The 17,859-nt window shown below is 59.2% G+C and carries 16 protein-coding genes; 7 read left to right on the plus strand and 9 right to left on the minus strand.

All coding sequences use genetic code 11. The annotated features are described in order from the left end of the window. Positions 1-73: 73 nt before the first annotated feature. The 8 genes from rseP to rpsB all read right to left on the minus strand — a co-directional run bounded on the left by rseP (position 74) and on the right by rpsB (position 7,545). Positions 74-1,426, minus strand: coding sequence for a sigma E protease regulator RseP (gene rseP, locus BMY54_RS20870; protein WP_093436586.1), 1,353 nt, complete (start codon positions 1,424-1,426; stop codon positions 74-76). Positions 1,427-1,480: 54 nt separating this feature from the next. Continuing rightward, entirely contained in the window at positions 1,481-2,671 is a 1,191-nt protein-coding gene (gene ispC / locus BMY54_RS20875) for a 1-deoxy-D-xylulose-5-phosphate reductoisomerase (protein ID WP_093436589.1), read from the minus strand. After that, on the minus strand, positions 2,668-3,474 hold the full coding sequence (locus BMY54_RS20880; RefSeq protein ID WP_093436592.1) for a phosphatidate cytidylyltransferase: 807 nt from the start codon (positions 3,472-3,474) through the stop codon (positions 2,668-2,670). The genes ispC and BMY54_RS20880 overlap by 4 nt, the downstream gene beginning before the upstream one ends. Beyond that, complete coding sequence (uppS, locus tag BMY54_RS20885) at positions 3,474-4,229, minus strand: polyprenyl diphosphate synthase (RefSeq protein ID WP_007908854.1); 756 nt, start codon at positions 4,227-4,229, stop codon at positions 3,474-3,476. Before uppS ends, BMY54_RS20880 begins: the two co-directional genes overlap by 1 nt. A 14-nt stretch (positions 4,230-4,243) precedes the next feature. Continuing rightward, positions 4,244-4,801, minus strand: a complete 558-nt coding sequence (gene frr, locus BMY54_RS20890) for a ribosome recycling factor (RefSeq protein ID WP_034156333.1) — start codon at positions 4,799-4,801, stop codon at positions 4,244-4,246. Continuing rightward, positions 4,798-5,541, minus strand: coding sequence for a UMP kinase (pyrH, locus tag BMY54_RS20895; RefSeq protein WP_003222124.1), 744 nt, complete (start codon positions 5,539-5,541; stop codon positions 4,798-4,800). Before pyrH ends, frr begins: the two co-directional genes overlap by 4 nt. A gap of 210 nt (positions 5,542-5,751) precedes the next feature. Next, complete coding sequence (gene tsf, locus BMY54_RS20900; RefSeq protein ID WP_093436595.1) at positions 5,752-6,615, minus strand: translation elongation factor Ts; 864 nt, start codon at positions 6,613-6,615, stop codon at positions 5,752-5,754. 192 nt (positions 6,616-6,807) lie between these two features. After that, the gene (gene rpsB / locus BMY54_RS20905; protein WP_003222119.1) at positions 6,808-7,545 is read right to left on the minus strand and encodes a 30S ribosomal protein S2; all 738 of its coding nucleotides are present in this window, start codon (positions 7,543-7,545) and stop codon (positions 6,808-6,810) included. 373 nt (positions 7,546-7,918) lie between these two features. On the opposite strand from rpsB, the gene map reads away from it, so the two are divergent. Genes map through dapC form a run of 3 tightly spaced genes read left to right on the plus strand, consistent with a single transcriptional unit; the run spans position 7,919 to position 12,688 of the window. Next, positions 7,919-8,701: a type I methionyl aminopeptidase gene (gene map / locus BMY54_RS20910; protein WP_007908857.1), complete on the plus strand. Its 783-nt coding sequence runs from the start codon at positions 7,919-7,921 to the stop codon at positions 8,699-8,701. A 41-nt stretch (positions 8,702-8,742) separates the two neighbouring features. Beyond that, positions 8,743-11,445, plus strand: a complete 2,703-nt coding sequence (locus BMY54_RS20915) for a [protein-PII] uridylyltransferase (protein ID WP_093436598.1) — start codon at positions 8,743-8,745, stop codon at positions 11,443-11,445. 43 nt (positions 11,446-11,488) lie between these two features. Further along, entirely contained in the window at positions 11,489-12,688 is a 1,200-nt protein-coding gene (gene dapC / locus BMY54_RS20920) for a succinyldiaminopimelate transaminase (RefSeq protein WP_093436601.1), read from the plus strand. A 45-nt stretch (positions 12,689-12,733) separates the two neighbouring features. On the opposite strand, the gene BMY54_RS20925 is transcribed toward dapC, so the two are convergent. Further along, entirely contained in the window at positions 12,734-14,365 is a 1,632-nt protein-coding gene (locus tag BMY54_RS20925) for a Na+/H+ antiporter (protein WP_093436604.1), read from the minus strand. 293 nt (positions 14,366-14,658) lie between these two features. Between BMY54_RS20925 and BMY54_RS20930 the strand changes: the two genes are divergently transcribed. The 4 genes from BMY54_RS20930 to BMY54_RS20945 all read left to right on the plus strand — a co-directional run bounded on the left by BMY54_RS20930 (position 14,659) and on the right by BMY54_RS20945 (position 17,826). Next, positions 14,659-15,021 carry an ArsC family reductase gene (locus BMY54_RS20930; RefSeq protein WP_003222107.1) on the plus strand — a complete coding sequence of 121 codons (363 nt, stop codon included), beginning with the start codon at positions 14,659-14,661 and terminating at the stop codon, positions 15,019-15,021. A gap of 32 nt (positions 15,022-15,053) precedes the next feature. Then, positions 15,054-16,088 carry a 2,3,4,5-tetrahydropyridine-2,6-dicarboxylate N-succinyltransferase gene (gene dapD, locus BMY54_RS20935; RefSeq protein WP_093436607.1) on the plus strand — a complete coding sequence of 345 codons (1,035 nt, stop codon included), beginning with the start codon at positions 15,054-15,056 and terminating at the stop codon, positions 16,086-16,088. Positions 16,089-16,219: 131 nt separating this feature from the next. Continuing rightward, positions 16,220-17,425 (plus strand): aminotransferase class V-fold PLP-dependent enzyme, encoded by a 1,206-nt coding sequence (locus tag BMY54_RS20940; RefSeq protein ID WP_093436610.1) that lies wholly within the window; start codon positions 16,220-16,222, stop codon positions 17,423-17,425. Then, positions 17,422-17,826 (plus strand): SufE family protein, encoded by a 405-nt coding sequence (locus tag BMY54_RS20945; protein ID WP_093436613.1) that lies wholly within the window; start codon positions 17,422-17,424, stop codon positions 17,824-17,826. Before BMY54_RS20940 ends, BMY54_RS20945 begins: the two co-directional genes overlap by 4 nt. Positions 17,827-17,859 lie beyond the last annotated feature (33 nt).

Raw genomic sequence — 17,859 nt, forward strand, 5'->3', positions numbered from 1 at the left:
AAGTCCTTTCTTATTCCAACTGGCAATAAACAAACTGCCGCAAAATGCGGCAGATTCGCAATTCAGCGAAGCGTTACAGACGACCCAGATCGTTGACCAGAGCAAGCAACATCACCCCGACCACCAAACTGATACCGATCTGTATCCCCCAACCTTGCACCCGATCCGACAAGGGACGACCACGCGCCCACTCGATCAGATAAAACAACAAATGCCCCCCATCCAGTACAGGAATGGGCAGCAAATTCAGAACGCCCAGGCTAATACTCAGATAAGCAAGGAAATTCAGGAAATCAGCGACGCCCGACTGGGCAGAAGCGCCCGCCACTTTAGCAATGGTTATCGGTCCACTCAAGTTTTTTACCGAGAGCTCGCCGAACAGCATTTTCTTCAGTGAATCGAGCGTCAGAATGCTCATGGTCCAAGTGCGACGGGCACCCTCGCCAATTGCAGCCAACGGCCCGTAACTGACCTCGCGGATCATCTCCGGTGGCCAGTCGACAGCTTTTACGCCCGCCCCCAGATATCCGCTGGGCGATTTGCTTTCACCGCGCGCTGCCAGGGTCACAGGGACGTCGATTTGAGCATTGTCGCGCTCGATACGCAGCATGATTTTGGTATCAGGACGCGTACGTACCGTATCAACCACTTGCTGCCAGTCATTCAACGCCTGACCGTCGAGCGCCAACAGACGATCGCCAGTCTTCAAGCCGGCCGCCTGGGCCGGACCTTTCGGATCAAGTTCGGCGAGTACCGGCGGCAAGGCCGGGCGCCACGGGCGAATCCCCAGGGAGCGGATCGGATCCGGCTCATCTGCGCCTTTGAGCCAGTTATCCAGCTTCAGCTCACGCGGCGAATCGACAGTCGTGCCCTGTTCGCGCACCAGCAACTGCAGGGAACCGCTTTCACCAAGACGCCGGACCAATTGCAGATTGACGGCAGCCCAACCGGTAGTCGGCTCCCCATCGACAGCAACAATTTCCTGACCAGCGTTCAAACCGGCAGTGGCGGCGATACTGCCGGATTCAACTGCACCAATGACCGGGCGAATCTGCTCGCTGCCGAGCATGGCCAATACCCAAAAGAACACCAACGCCAACAGGAAGTTGGCAATGGGGCCGGCGGCAACAATGGCGATACGCTGACGCACGGATTTGCGGTTGAATGACTGGTCAAGCTGATCGACTGGCACTTCGCCTTCGCGCTCATCGAGCATCTTGACGTAGCCACCCAACGGTATCGCCGCGATTACAAATTCGGTGCCTTGCTTGTCATGCCAGCGCAGCAACGGCATGCCGAAGCCTACGGAAAAGCGCAGAACCTTGACGCCACAGCGACGCGCGACCCAGAAATGGCCGAATTCGTGAAAGGTGACCAGCACACCCAAGGCGATCAGGGTGCCGGCAATCATATAGAGCGCGCTCATCTACTTTCTCCGCAATCCTGTTCAGTGCCGCGTGTAGCCATTGTGTTGCAAATTTTATCGAGCGTGACGCTTCAACCATTGCTCAGCCAGGACTCGCGCCTTGGCATCAGCCGTAAACACGGCCTCGAGATCTGCCAATGCAACAACCGGCTCGAGGCTCAAGACTTCCTCGATGATACTCGCGATTTCCAGGTAACGGACCCGTCCGTCGAGAAACGCCGCCACCGCCACTTCATTGGCCGCATTGAGCATCGCCGGAGCGCTGTCGCCAGCCTCGGCAGCTTGCCGCGCCAGACGCAGGCAAGGGAAGCGTTCTTCATCCGGCGCCTCGAAATCCAGACGCGCGACGGCGAACAGATCCAGTGGTGCTACACCGGAATCAATGCGCTCCGGCCAGGCCAGGGCATTGGCAATCGGCGTACGCATATCGGGATTGCCCAACTGCGCCAGTACCGAACCGTCGACATAATCGACCAGCGAGTGAATCACGCTCTGCGGGTGAATCACCACCTCGACCTGCGAAGGCTTTGCATCGAACAACCAACAAGCCTCGATCAGCTCAAGACCTTTATTCATCATGCTGGCCGAATCGACCGAAATCTTGCGCCCCATGGACCAGTTCGGGTGCGCACACGCCTGATCAGGTGAAACATGCGCCAATTCACTCATGGGCGTCTGTCGGAACGGACCACCAGAGGCTGTGAGTAAAATCCGACGGACACCGACCGAGCTCAATCCACGAGCAAAATCCGGTGGCATGCACTGGAAAATCGCGTTGTGTTCGCTGTCGATCGGCAGCAGCACTGAACCGCTCTTGCGCACCGCTTGCATGAACAAGGCGCCGGACATCACCAGCGCCTCTTTATTGGCCAGAAGAATCTTCTTGCCTGCTTCAACTGCCGCCAAGGTCGGACGCAGCCCTGCTGCACCCACGATTGCTGCCATCACCGCATCGACTTCCGGAGCAGCAGCGACCTGACACAGGCCCTCTTCCCCTACCAATACGCGGGTCGGCAAACCGGCGGCACGCAAATCGTCCTGCAAACTGCGCGCGGCAGCTGCCTCGGGCACCACAGCGAATTGCGGCACGTGGCGCACGCACAAGGCGAAAAGCTCGCTCAAACGCGTGAAACCACTCAACGCGAAAACCTGATAACGCTCAGGATGCCGGGCAATGACATCGAGTGTGCTCAGGCCGATCGAGCCCGTCGCACCCAAAACGGTAATCTGTTGTGGGCGACTCACGGTGCAGCCATCCACAGCAGCACGGCGAATACCGGAATGGCCGCGGTCAGACTGTCGATACGATCAAGCACGCCGCCATGACCGGGCAGCAGATTACTGCTGTCCTTGATACCGGACTGACGCTTGAACATGCTTTCGGTCAGATCGCCAACCACGGAGATGAAGACGATCAGCGCAGCGCCAATCAAGCCTTTAAGCAACTCGGCGACGGTCCAGTCGCGGACAAACGCGACAATGGCGGTAATCAGCAGACTCAGCACCAGACCACCGTACACGCCTTCCCAGCTTTTCCCCGGACTGACTTGCGGGGCGAGCTTGCGCTTGCCGAATTTGCGCCCGGAGAAGTAAGCACCAATATCGGCACCCCAGACCAAGACCATCACCGCCATGATCAGCCAGTTACCCAGCGGGTACTGCTTGATCTGCACCAGACCTTGCCAGGCCGGCAACAGAATCAGCAAGCCAATGACCAGTTTGGTGGCAGCCGTGGACCAATGCTCGCTGGAACGCGGATATGTCAGCACCAGATAAGTCGCCACCGCCCACCAGAGCACCGAAGCCCCCAGCACCCAAGGTGCCAGGCCCGGCAGCACATACATGACGAACAACATCAATGCGACGACCGCGGCATACCCGACGCGGAACGATTGAGCGGTAAAGCCCGCCAGACGCGCCCATTCCCAGGCGCCCAGACTCACGACCAGACCGATGAACAGGGCAAAACCCGAACCTTCGAGCAGGAAAAAACCGCACAAGGCGATCGGCAGCAGGATCAGCGCAGTGATGATTCGTTGTTTAAGCATTAAACCCGGGCTCCAGCTTCGACCTGTTCGCTCGTTTTACCGAAGCGACGCTGGCGCGAAGCGAAATCGGCCAGCGCATTACGCATGGCATCGTGTTTGAAGTCCGGCCAGAACAGGTCGGAGAAGTACAACTCGGCGTAAGCCAGTTGCCACAGCAAGAAGTTGCTGATGCGGTGTTCGCCACCGGTACGGATGCACAGGTCCGGCAATGGCAGATCGCCGGTCGCCAGACAGGTTTGCAACAGATCCGGGGTGATGTCTTCCGGGCGCAGGTGCCCGGCCTGGACTTCACGCGCCAGACGCTGGGCAGCCTGTGCAATATCCCACTGACCGCCATAATTGGCGGCGATCTGCAGGATGAAACGGTTGGCACCGGCCGTCATCGCTTCAGCTTCACGCATTGCTGCCTGAAGCTCCGGATGAAAGCGTGAACGATCGCCGATGATGCGCAGGCTGATGTTGTTGTCGTTGAGGCGCTTGGCCTCACGACGCAATGCCTTGAAGAACAGATCCATCAAGGCACTGACTTCATCGGCCGGGCGCTGCCAGTTTTCACTGGAAAACGCGAACAGGGTGAGCACCTCGACCTTGGCCTCGGCGCACACCTCGATGACGGCCCGCACAGCATCCACGCCCGCTTTATGCCCGGCGACACCCGGCATAAAGCGTTTTTTCGCCCAGCGATTGTTGCCATCCATGATGATCGCGACATGGCGCGGCACCGCGGACGGCGCAGTCTGCTTGGTCTTGTCCATTAAAAGCTCGAACCTTATACGGCCATCAGATCCGCTTCTTTTTGCTTGGTAGCCGCGTCGATATCAGCTTCAGCCTTGTCGGTGATTTTCTGAATATCGGCAGCAGCACGACGCTCTTCGTCTTCGCTGATTTCTTTGTCTTTGACCAGCTTCTTCAGCTCACCCAAGGCATCACGACGAATGTTGCGCACGGCAACTCGCGCGTCTTCGGCGGCACTGCGCGCCTGCTTGGTGAAGCCCTTGCGGGTTTCTTCAGTCAGGGCCGGCATGGAGATCAGCAACAACTCGCCCAGGTTGGTCGGGTTGAGGTTCAGGCCAGCGCTCTGGATTGCCTTGTCGACTGCGGCGAGCATGTTGCGCTCGAACGCAACGACTTGCAGGGTACGCGAGTCCTTAACGGTGATGTTCGCCACTTGAGTGATGGAGGTGTCTGCGCCGTAGTACGGCACCATCACGCTACCCAGAATGCTTGGGTGAGCCTTGCCGGTACGAATCTGACCAAAGGCGTGGGTCAGAGAGTCCAGGGATTTCTGCATGCGCTCTTGAGCGTCTTTTTTGATTTCGTTGATCATTGTTGACCTTCCTCGATCAGGGTGCCTTCAGCGCCGCCATGGACGATGTTCAGCAGGGCACCGGGCTTGTTCATGTTGAATACGCGCAGCGGCATCTTGTGGTCGCGGCACAGGCAAATAGCGGTCAGATCCATCACACCCAGCTTGCGATCCAGTACTTCATCATAAGTCAGATGATCGAACTTCTCGGCATGCGGGTCTTTGAACGGGTCAGCGGTGTAGACGCCATCGACCTTGGTCGCCTTGAGCACGACATCGGCATCGATTTCGATTGCACGCAGGCAGGCTGCCGAATCCGTGGTGAAGAACGGATTACCGGTACCGGCCGCGAAAATCACCACGTCTTTGGAGTTCAGGTGGCGCATGGCTTTGCGGCGATCATAGTGATCGGTCACGCCCACCATGGAAATGGCCGACATCACGATGGCCGAGATATTGGCACGCTCCAGCGCGTCGCGCATGGCCAGGGCGTTCATCACAGTGGCCAGCATGCCCATGTGGTCACCTGTCACCCGATCCATACCGGCTTTGCTCAACGCCTCGCCACGGAACAGGTTGCCACCACCGATCACCAGACCGACCTGTACGCCGATGCCGACCAGTTGGCCGACTTCCAGCGCCATCCGATCCAGCACTTTTGGATCGATCCCGAACTCTTCCGAGCCCATCAGGGCCTCGCCGCTAAGCTTGAGTAGAATGCGTTTATAGCGAGCCTGATAACCACTGCCCTGCTGAGCCATTGCGAATCTCTCCTGCGGCGTATTTAAAAATTCTTTGCGAGCTGTTTACAGCTGGCGTTCACTCTAGCTTGGCGCTGCTTCAGCGCCATCGGAACATGGCTTTGTAAGTCAGTTCCAAGTGGAAACCAATTAAAAATTGGCAACCCCATCTGAAAAGAGGCTGCGCGCGTAAGCGGGCAGCCTCTTTCGGGCGACAGTTGAAAAACCGTCTTATTGCTTGGCGGCAGCCAGCTGGGCAGCAACTTCTTCAGCGAAGTTGTCGACCGGCTTCTCGATGCCTTCGCCTACTTTGTAGTAAGTGAAGGAAACGATTTCTGCGCCGCCTTTCTTGGCCAGCTCGCCAACCTTGATTTCAGGGTTCTTGACGAACGCCTGCTCAACCAGGCTTGCTTCTGCCAGGAACTTGCTGATACGGCCTTTGACCATGTTCTCAACAATGTTTTCTGGCTTGCCTTTGATCTTCTCTTCGTTCAGCTGCAGGAACACAGCTTTTTCACGCTCGATCGCTTCAGCCGAAACTTGCGAAGGCAGCAGGAACTCAGGGTTGCTGGCAGCAACGTGCATCGCGATGTCTTTGGCCAGCTCGACGTCACCGCCTTTCAGAGCCACAACAACACCGATCTTGTTGCCGTGCAGGTACGAACCTACAACGTCGCCTTCGATACGGGTCAGACGACGGATGTTGACGTTCTCGCCTACTTTGGCAACCAGTGCTTCACGAGCAGCTTCTTGCGAAGCGATCAGCGGAGCAGCGTCGGTCAGCTTGTCAGCGAAGGCTTTTTCAACGCTGGCAGCAACGAAATTTTTGAAGTCGTCTTGCAGGGCCAGGAAGTCGGTCTGCGAGTTCACTTCCAGGATAACGGCAGCTTTACCGTCGTCCTTGATTGCGATTGCGCCTTCAGCGGCAACGTTGCCAGCCTTTTTCGCAGCCTTGATCGCGCCCGAAGCACGCATGTCATCAATGGCTTTTTCGATGTCGCCGTCAGCCTTTTCCAGGGCTTTCTTGCAGTCCATCATGCCTTCGCCGGTACGCTCGCGCAGTTCTTTAACCAACGCTGCAGTAATTGCTGCCATTTTCAAATTCCTCTTGGATAGGTTTTCAACCATTCCACCCGATCGAACGGGCGTTCAATTCGTCCCGAGCCCCACCTTGTAGCTGCTGCACGTTACAGGAGCTGTAGCTGCGCCGCCGACAAATGGTTTTCGAGGTGGCAAAAAGGGGGCCAAGCCCCCTTTTTGCTTACTGAGTCAACGCCAGGGCGTTAATTACTCAGCTGCAGCCTGAGTTTCTTCAGCTGCGAATTCTACAGTGCCGCCAGCAACATTGTTGCGACCACGGATCACTGCGTCAGCCATCGAACCCATGTACAGCTGGATAGCGCGGATTGCGTCATCGTTGCCTGGGATGATGTAGTCAACGCCTTCCGGGCTGCTGTTGGTGTCGACAACGCCGATTACCGGGATGCCCAGCTTGTTGGCTTCGGTGATCGCGATGCGCTCGTGGTCAACGTCGATCACGAACAGTGCGTCTGGCAGACCGCCCATGTCCTTGATGCCGCCCAGCGAACGATCCAGCTTTTCCAGGTCACGGGAGCGCATCAGCGCTTCTTTCTTGGTCAGCTTGGCGAAAGTACCGTCTTCGGCTTGAACTTCAAGGTCACGCAGACGCTTGATGGAAGCACGAATGGTTTTGAAGTTGGTCAGCATGCCGCCCAACCAGCGGTGATCGACGTACGGCGAACCGCAACGTGCTGCTTCTTCAGCAACGATCTTGCCAGCGGAACGCTTGGTGCCGACGAACAGAATCTTGTTTTTGCCCTGGGCCAGACGCTCTACGAAAGTCAGAGCTTCGTTGAACATTGGCAGGGTTTTTTCAAGGTTGATGATGTGAATCTTGTTACGCGCGCCGAAAATGTACTTACCCATTTTCGGATTCCAGTAACGGGTTTGGTGACCGAAGTGCACACCGGCCTTCAGCATATCGCGCATGTTGACTTGGGACATGATAGTTCCTTAATAAGTCGGGTTTGGCCTCCACGTATCCCAATGACCAACCAGTGGCATAAAGCCAAAAGCACCCAGGTCATCGTGTCGACACGTGTGTGGATTTAAGCTTTTCGGGGTATCCCCGGAAAGCGGCGCATTTTATACCACAGGGTGCGCAGAAACGGAACCCGGAATCTGTATTCGCACCAAGGACATGGGCGCAGCCCCCTTGGAATCGGCCCCGAACGCACCATTGTATAGAGAGAAGCGATGCACGCGGGCGCTGAATTGCGCCGTGCGTCTGTTAGAATCGCGTTTTTCAGGGTCGCCAATCGAACACTCGCCACCCTATTCGTATCAGCAAGCGCCGCCGAGCGCAGAGAGAGCCTGTATGACCGTCAACCTCAAAACTCCCGAGGACATCGCTGGCATGCGCGTCGCCGGCAAACTGGCCGCCGATGTGCTGGAAATGATTGCCGAACATGTCAAGCCGGGCGTCACCACCGATGAGCTGAACCAGATCTGCCACGACTACATCGTCAACGTGCAGCAAGCCATCCCTGCCCCGCTCAACTACAAGGGCTACCCGAAGTCGATCTGCACCTCGATCAACCATGTGGTCTGCCATGGCATCCCGAACGACAAGCCGCTGAAAAACGGTGACACCCTGAATATCGACGTCACCGTGATCAAGGACGGTTACCACGGCGACACCAGCCGCATGTTCCACGTCGGCGAAGTGCCGGTCTGGGCCGAGCGTCTGTCGCAGATCACCCAGGAATGCATGTACAAGGCGATCGAGATCGTCAAACCCGGCTGCCGCCTCGGCGACATCGGCGAAGTGATCCAGAAGCACGCCGAGAAGAACGGCTTCTCCGTGGTTCGCGAGTTCTGCGGTCACGGCATCGGCAAGGTCTTCCACGAAGAGCCGCAGATCCTCCACTACGGCCGCGCGGGCACCGGCATGGAACTGAAGGCCGGCATGACCTTCACCATCGAGCCGATGATCAACCAGGGCAAGGCCGACACCAAAGTACTCGGCGACGGCTGGACCGCGATCACCAAGGACCGCAAGCTCTCGGCACAGTGGGAACACACCCTGCTGGTCACCGACACCGGCTACGAGATCTTCACCCTGCGCGCCGATGACACCATCCCGCGCGTCTCGGCCTGATCCACACAACGCTCCCAGCCTTATAGAAGGAAAGCCAATCGATGCCGCAGGTGGATCCCGAACTCTTCGACCGCGGCCAGTTCCAGGCTGAACTGGCCCTGAAAGCGAGTCCTATCGCGGCGTTCAAGAAGGCGATCCGCCAGGCTCGCGAGGTGCTCGACACGCGTTTTCGCAATGGCCGCGACATCCGCCGCCTGATCGAAGACCGCGCCTGGTTCGTCGACAACATCCTGCAAAAGGCCTGGGAGCAGTTCAACTGGAGCGAAGACGCCGACATCGCGCTGGTCGCGGTCGGCGGCTACGGTCGCGGTGAGCTGCACCCTTATTCCGATATCGATCTGCTGATCCTGCTGGACAGCGCCGACCACGAAGTTTTCCGCGACTCCATCGAGCGTTTTCTGACGCTGCTGTGGGACATCGGCCTGGAAGTCGGTCAGAGTGTGCGCTCAGTCGACGAATGCGCCGAAGAGGCCCGTGCTGACCTGACCGTCGTCACCAACCTGATGGAAAGCCGCACCATCTGCGGTCCCGAGCGTCTGCGTCAGCGCATGCTCGATGTCACCAGCACCGCACACATGTGGCCGGCCAAAGAGTTCTTCCTGGCCAAGCGCGCCGAGCAAAAAGCCCGTCACCACAAATACAACGACACCGAATACAACCTGGAACCCAACGTCAAAGGCTCGCCCGGTGGCCTGCGGGATATCCAGACGATTCTGTGGGTGGCCCGGCGTCAATACGGCACCCTGAACCTGCGCGCCCTCGCCGGCGAAGGCTTCCTGGTCGAAAGCGAAAACGCCCTGCTCGCCTCCTCTCAGGAATTCCTCTGGAAAGTGCGCTACGCCCTGCACATGCTGGCGGGCCGCTCAGAAGACCGCTTGCTGTTCGATCATCAGCGCACCATCGCCGGATTGCTCGGCTTTGAAGGCGACGACGCCAAACAGGCCGTCGAAAACTTCATGCAGCAATATTTCCGTGTGGTTATGAGCATTGCCCAGCTCAGCGACCTGATCATCCAGCACTTCGAGGAAGTCATTCTCGCGCCGGAAGACGAAGCTGCGCCGCAGCCGATCAACTCACGCTTCCAGTTGCACGACGGTTATATCGAGGCACGCAACGACAACGTGTTCCGCCGCACGCCATTCGCCATGCTCGAGATCTTCGTGCTGATGGCCCAGCAGCCGGAAATCAAAGGTGTGCGCGCCGATACCATTCGTCTGCTGCGGGAAAACCGTCACCTGATCGACGACAACTTCCGCAACGATATTCGTAACACCAGCCTGTTCATCGAGCTGTTCAAGTGCAAGATCGGCATCCACCGCAACCTGCGCCGGATGAACCGTTACGGCATTCTCGGGCGTTATCTGCCCGAATTCGGTTTTATCGTCGGGCAGATGCAGCACGACCTGTTTCACATCTATACGGTCGATGCGCACACGCTTAACCTGATCAAGCACCTGCGCAAATTGCAGTACACCCAGGTCTCGGAGAAATTTCCGCTGGCCGCCAAACTCATGGCCAAACTGCCTAAGCCCGAACTGATCTACATGGCGGGCCTGTACCACGACATCGGTAAAGGCCGGCATGGCGATCACTCGGAGATCGGCGCAGTCGATGCCGAGGCGTTCTGCCAGCGTCATCAGTTGCCGGTGTGGGATAGCCGTCTGATTGTCTGGCTGGTGCAGAACCATCTGGTGATGTCGACCACCGCGCAGCGCAAGGACTTGTCCGACCCGCAAGTGATTCACGACTTTGCCCTGGCCGTTGGCGATGAAACCCGCCTCGACTATCTCTACGTGCTGACCGTGGCCGACATCAACGCGACCAACCCGACACTGTGGAACTCGTGGCGCGCCAGCCTGTTGCGCCAGCTCTACACCGAGACCAAGCGCGCCTTGCGCCGTGGCCTGGAAAACCCGGTGGACCGCGAAGAGCAGATCCGCCAGACCCAAAGCGCCGCGCTGGATATTCTGGTGCGTGGTGGCACCGACCCGGACGATGTCGAGCAACTGTGGGCGCAATTGGGCGATGACTATTTCCTGCGCCACACCGCCGGCGACGTGGCCTGGCACAGCGATGCGATCCTGCAGCAACCGGTCGATGGCGGGCCGCTCGTACTGATCAAGGAAACCACCCAGCGCGAGTTCGAGGGTGGCACGCAGATCTTCATTTATGCACCGGACCAGCATGATTTTTTCGCCGTGACCGTGGCGGCGATGGATCAGCTCAACCTGAACATTCACGACGCCCGGGTCATCACCTCGAGCAGCCAGTTCACCCTCGACACCTACATTGTGCTCGACAACGAAGGCGAATCCATCGGCGACAACCCGGCACGGGTCAAGCAGATCCGCGAAGGCCTGACCGAAGCCCTGCGCAACCCGGACGATTACCCGACGATCATCCAGCGTCGCGTACCGCGCCAGCTCAAGCATTTCGCCTTTGCGCCGCAGGTCACCATCCATAACGATGCGCAGCGTCCGGTGACCGTGCTGGAATTGACCGCCCCTGATCGCCCGGGCCTGCTGGCACGGATCGGCGGGATTTTCCTCGAGTTCGACCTGTCGCTACAGAACGCCAAGATTGCGACCCTCGGCGAGCGCGTGGAGGACGTCTTCTTCATCACCGACGCCCACAACCAGCCCTTGTCCGACCCGTTGCTGTGCAGCCGTTTGCAGGATGCGATCGTTGAGCAACTGAGCGTCAATCAGGAACCCGATATCAAACTGTCGCGCCTCAGTATTTGATGGCGCCCCGGATTCAAATGGCTTTGCACGAGACCCAGCCCCAATGAACAACGCTCTGAACCAGCTCCAGCCGTACCCGTTCGAAAAGCTCCGCGCCCTGCTCGGCACCGTGACCCCGAACCCGGACAAACGCCCGATCGCCCTGTCGATCGGCGAACCGAAACATCGCTCGCCAAGCTTTGTCGCCGAAGCGCTGGCCAACAGTCTGGATCAGATGGCCGTCTACCCGACCACCCTCGGTATCCCCGCCCTGCGCGAGGCCATTGCCGGCTGGTGCGAGCGTCGTTTCGGCGTACCAAGCGGCTGGATCGATCCGGCGCGCAACGTGTTGCCGGTCAATGGCACCCGTGAAGCGCTGTTCGCGTTCACCCAGACCGTGGTCAACCGTGGCGACGATGCGTTGGTGGTCAGCCCGAACCCGTTCTACCAGATCTACGAAGGCGCCGCGTTCCTCGCCGGGGCCAAGCCGCACTACCTGCCGTGCCTGGACGAGAACGGCTTCAACCCGGATTTCGATGCCGTTTCGCCGGACATCTGGAAACGTTGCCAGATCCTGTTCCTCTGCTCGCCGGGCAACCCGACCGGCGCGCTGATCCCGGTCGACACCCTGAAAAAACTGATCGCCCTGGCCGACGAATACGACTTCGTGATCGCCGCCGACGAGTGCTACAGCGAGTTGTACTTCGACGAACAAACCCCTCCGCCGGGCCTGCTGACTGCCTGTGTTGAACTGGGTCGCAAGGATTTCAAGCGTTGCGTGGTGTTCCACAGCCTGTCCAAGCGTTCCAACCTGCCGGGCCTGCGCTCTGGCTTTGTTGCCGGCGATGCCGACATCCTCAAGGGCTTCCTGCTGTATCGCACCTACCACGGCTGCGCGATGCCGGTACAAACGCAACTGGCCAGCGTGGCGGCGTGGAATGACGAAGTGCATGTGCGCGCCAACCGTGCGCTGTACCGCGAGAAATTCGATGCGGTGCTGGAGATCCTCAGCCCGGTAATGGACGTGCAGCGTCCGGATGGCAGCTTCTATCTGTGGCCGAACGTGCAAGGTGATGACGCCGCATTCTGCCGCGACCTGTTTGAGCAAGAGCACGTGACCGTGGTGCCGGGTTCGTATCTGTCCCGTGATGTCGATGGCGTCAACCCGGGCGCAGGCCGTGTACGCATGGCGCTGGTTGCCCCCCTGGCCGAATGCGTCGAAGCCGCCGAACGGATTCGCGCCTTCATCACTCGCCAGCAGTAATCATCAAGAGTCCGCACCAGCCATCTGGTGCGGACTCTTGCTGGGTTATTTGACCTTCCCCAGATTGGCCTCACTCAAATCCAGATCGGCCAACACTTCTCTGAGGACGTCATCACCTATCTGGTGATGACGACTGAGGCTATAGAGTTCCAGACGCTGTGCCCTGAGCGCTTTCAGGCGCATGCGCCGCTCGAGTAAATCCATCTGAAACGCGAGGGCCTGCGCTTCGGCGGAATCGTTGAAGACATCCAGTTGATGACGATATTCGGACATGATCCGCGCCTTCAACTCGGCGGACAAAGCGGCCTGAGCAGCGTCCTGCGGAGTGGTTTCCTCTGTCTCGAGCGCATGAATCGCCGCTTCCGCGGTTTTGCGCCAGGCATCGCGCACTTCCTGGCGCCGCTTGTCGTCCGGGCTTTTTTCGATGCCGCGCAACAGCAGAGGCAGCGCGATGCATGCCGAAATCAGCGACAGCAGAATCACCCCGGCGGCGATGAAGATCAGCAGATCACGCTCGGGAAACGCGTCCGTCCCCATCAACATCGGCACCGACATCACGCCGGCCAGCGTTACTGCACCGCGCACACCGCCGACAGTCAGCAGCCAGCAGGAGCGCGCGGTCGGGACTTGCGTCAGCTCGCCCTTGCCGCGCAAGCGTCGCAACAGCACCGATAGACGCCAGATGCTCTGCACCCAGACAAACCGCAACAACACCAGCGCAAGAAAAATCGCCACGACATCGAGGCAGCGATAGAACAACGTCGGCCACAACGTCGGCTCGTGACTGACCACGGCTTTGATGATGTCCGGCAACTGCAGGCCGAGCAGGAGGAAAATCAAACCGTTGAAAGCGAACTCCAGCAGCGACCAGACGCTGCGATTGAGCAAGCGGGTGCTGGTCTGCCGAGGCAACAGATCAAGCCAGCTCTGCATCATCCCTGCCGCCACGGCCGAGAGAATGCCCGAGACGCCAAGACGCTCGGCCAGCACATAAGCCGCGAACGGCAGCAACAACATGAACACCACGTGCGTCGCCGGATCATCCCAGCCACGGGCAATCATCCACGCCCGCAAGCGCCCGACCAGCCAGCTCAAGGCCACACCGACCGCCAACCCGCCGAGCGCCACCAGGACGAAAGTCAGGCTGGCATTGGTCAGCGAGAACACGCCTGTGATGGCCGCCACCAGGGCGAACTTGAACGTCACCAGACCGGAGGCATCGTTCATCAGCGCCTCGCCCTGCAATATATGCATCAACGGGGTCGGCAAGCGGTTTTGTGAAATGGCCGACACCGCCACAGCGTCCGTCGGCGACAACACTGCCGCCAGGGCGAAGGCCACCGGCAGCGGAATTGACGGCAACAACCAATGAATGAAGTAGCCGGCGCCGACCACGGTGAACAACACCAGCCCCACCGCCAGCGTGAGGATCGGCCCGCGCAAATGCCAGAATTCGCGCTTGGGCATGCGCCAGCCATCGGAAAACAACAAGGGTGGCAGGAACAGAAACAGGAACAATTCGGGATCGAGCGCCACATGCAGACCCAAGGTCGGCCAGGCGAGCAAGGCGCCGGCGGCAATCTGCACCAGTGGCAGAGGCAGCGGAATGACCCGCCCGACCAGACGCGAAACGCTAACCAGCATCAGCAGGATCAGGACGGTGTAAGCAGTTTGCATATAGCGGAAATCTCAGACAATCGACAGCGTTGAACTGCCATATTAGCCGCTTAGGATGCGTCTGACCGTTGCACCTATGTCGCAGCCTGGAACAACGCCCATTGTGGGAGCGAGCCTGCTCGCGAATGCGGTCGTTCATCGAACAGAGATATTGACTGACAGGGCCTCTTCGCGAGCAAGCTCGCTCCCACAGGGTTTTGCATTACCAAATCGACCTGAGGCGCCGCGAACCGGTTCGGTCATGGCATAATCCGACACCATTTTTCTCCAGCACCTGTAAAGGGGGCGATTCCTTGACCGTTTCAAGTAAAACGTTGCACCTTTTCGGCATCAAAGCCTGCGACACCATGAAGAAGGCGCGCACCTGGCTCGATGAACACGCTGTCAGCTACGACTTTCACGATTACAAAACCGCCGGCATCGACCGTGAACACCTGACCCAATGGTGTGACGAACACGGCTGGCAAACGGTGTTGAACCGCGCAGGCACGACCTTTCGCAAACTCGACGACGAACGCAAAGCCGATCTCGACCAGTCGAAAGCCATCGAACTGATGCTCGCCCAACCCTCGATGATCAAGCGCCCGGTGCTCGATCTCGGTGACCGAACCCTGATTGGCTTCAAGCCAGACATCTACGCGGCCGCACTCAAATAAGCAGCCCGTCACTTATTGCTAGAGGTATTCACATGTCCAACTCCCTGTTCAGCATCGCCTTTGGTGTCGGCACTCAGAACCGTCAAGGCGCCTGGCTGGAAGTGTTCTACGCCCAGCCACTGCTCAATCCGTCGGCCGAACTGGTCGCTGCCGTTGCGCCGATCCTCGGTTACACCGCAGGCAATCAGGCCATCACCTTCACCACCGCGCAGGCTGCGCAACTGGCTGAAGCCGTGAAAGGCATCGACGCCGTACAAGGCAAGCTGCTGACCCGTCTGGCCGAGAGCCACAAGCCGCTGGTCGCCACCCTGCTGGCCGAAGACGCGCAACTGACCTCGACACCTGAGGCTTACCTCAAGCTGCATCTGCTGTCGCACCGTCTGGTCAAGCCGCACGGCGTGAGCCTGGCCGGGATCTTCCCGCTGCTGCCGAACGTAGCGTGGACCAGCCAAGGCGCCATCGACCTGAGCGAACTGGCGGAAATGCAACTGGAAGCCCGTCTGCGTGGCGAGCTGCTGGAAGTGTTCTCGGTGGACAAGTTCCCGAAAATGACCGACTACGTGGTACCGGCTGGCGTGCGCATCGCTGACGCCGCGCGTCTGCGTCTGGGTGCTTACGTGGGCGAAGGCACCACCGTGATGCACGAAGGCTTCATCAACTTCAACGCCGGCACCGAAGGCCCGGGCATGATCGAAGGCCGTGTTTCCGCTGGCGTATTCGTCGGCAAGGGCTCGGACCTGGGCGGCGGTTGCTCGACCATGGGCACCCTGTCGGGCGGCGGCAACATCGTGATCAAGGTCGGCGAAGGCTGCCTGATCGGCGCCAACGCCGGTATCGGTATCCCGTTGGGCGACCGCAACACCGTTGAGTCGGGCCTGTACGTGACGGCCGGTACCAAGGTTGCCCTGCTGGACGAGCACAACAATCTGGTTAAAGTTGTGAAAGCGCGTGAGCTGGCCGGTCAGACTGACCTGCTGTTCCGTCGCAATTCGGAAACCGGTGCTGTGGAGTGCAAAACCCACAAATCGGCGATCGAACTGAACGAAGCGCTGCACGCTCACAACTAAGCAGCACATTGATAACCTGTGGGAGCGAGCCTGCTCGCGAAGCTTTTGGCGTCCTCAAGGACGCCTTCGCGAGCAAGCTCGCTCCCACAGTGTCTTGTGTACATCCCGCCCAAGTTCACAGGGCTGAACAAATGATGATTCCCTCCCCGTGGCGTGCCGATTTCCCGGCCATCGCCGCGCTGCAACGGCAAGACCAGACCTATCTGGACAACGCCGCCACCACGCAAAAACCCCAAGCCCTGCTCGACGCACTGACGCATTACTACGCCAACGGCGCGGCCAATGTGCATCGTGCGCAACACCTGCCCGGCGCTCATGCCACGCAGGCGTTCGAGGACAGTCGGCTGAAGGTTGCCCAGTGGCTGAATGCCGATGACAGTGGGCAAATCATCTTTACTCACGGCGCCACCAGTGCGCTGAACCTCCTGGCGTATGGCCTGGAACCTCTTTTCCACCCGGGCGATGAAATTGTCATCAGCGCCCTGGAGCATCACGCCAACCTGCTGCCGTGGCAGCAACTGGCCCAACGGCGAAGTCTCAAACTGGTGATCCTGCCGCTGGATGCCGACGGTCTGATCGACCTTGCTGCCGCTGTGCACCTGATCGGCCCGCGCACGCGCTTGCTGGCGGTCAGTCAGTTGTCCAACGTGCTCGGTTCGTGGCAGCCATTGCCGGCGTTGCTGGGCATGGCCAAGGCGCACAACGCGCTGACCGTGGTCGATGGCGCGCAAGGCGTGGTGCATGGTCGGCATGACGTGCAGGCGCTGGGTTGCGACTTCTACGTGTTTTCCAGCCACAAGCTGTATGGCCCCGATGGCCTCGGCGTGCTGTTCGGACGCAACGCTGCGCTTGAACAACTGAAGCCCTGGCAGTTCGGCGGTGAGATGGTGCTGGAAGCCAACTATCACGACGCGCGTTTCCGCCCGGCGCCGCTGGGCTTCGAGGCGGGCACACCGCCGATTGCCAGTGTGATCGGCCTTGGCGCGACGCTGGATTATCTGGCCGGTCTGGATCAGGACGCGGTGTCCGCCCACGAGACTGCGCTGCATGACTATCTGCTGCGTGGCCTCGCCGCCCGTAACGGCATTCGTTTGCTCGGCAAGCCGCAATTGGCGCTGGCGAGTTTTGTTGTCGAGGGTGTGCATAACGCCGATCTCGCGCATCTTTTGACCGAGCAAGGGATCGCGGTGCGCGCCGGGCATCACTGCGCGATGCCGCTGCTGAAAAGCTTCGAACTGGCCGGGGCGATTCGGGTGTCGCTGGCGCTGTACAACGATTCCGAGGATCTGGAGCGCTTTTTTGAAGCGCTGGATCAGGCGCTGGAGTTGTTGCGATGAGTTTGCCGGTCGAGGCCGCCGAGGCGCTGCAGACTTTTCAGAATGCAGCGGGCTGGGAACAACGGGCGCGGTTGTTGATGCAGTTTGGTGATCGTTTGCCGCCACTAAGTGACGCCGAAAAGTGCGAGGCTAACCGGGTGCATGGCTGTGAGAGTCAGGTCTGGCTGGTTGGTGAACTGCACGACGGTCACTGGCAATTCAGCGCCAGCAGCGATGCGCGGATGATTCGTGGGTTGGTGGCGTTGTTGCTGCTGCGGGTTAACGGGTTGTCGGCGACTGATTTAAAGCAAATCGACTTGCCTGATTGGTTTAATCAGCTCGGCCTGTCGCGCCAGCTATCGCCATCGCGCAGCAATGGCCTGAATGCTGTGCTCCAGCGGATGAATGAGTTGGCACTTTAAAGCGGCTGCTTCGCAGCCATCGCGAGCAGGCTC

The organism is Pseudomonas sp. ok266, assembly GCF_900110195.1.
Taxonomy (GTDB): Bacteria; Pseudomonadota; Gammaproteobacteria; order Pseudomonadales; family Pseudomonadaceae; genus Aquipseudomonas; species Aquipseudomonas neuropathica.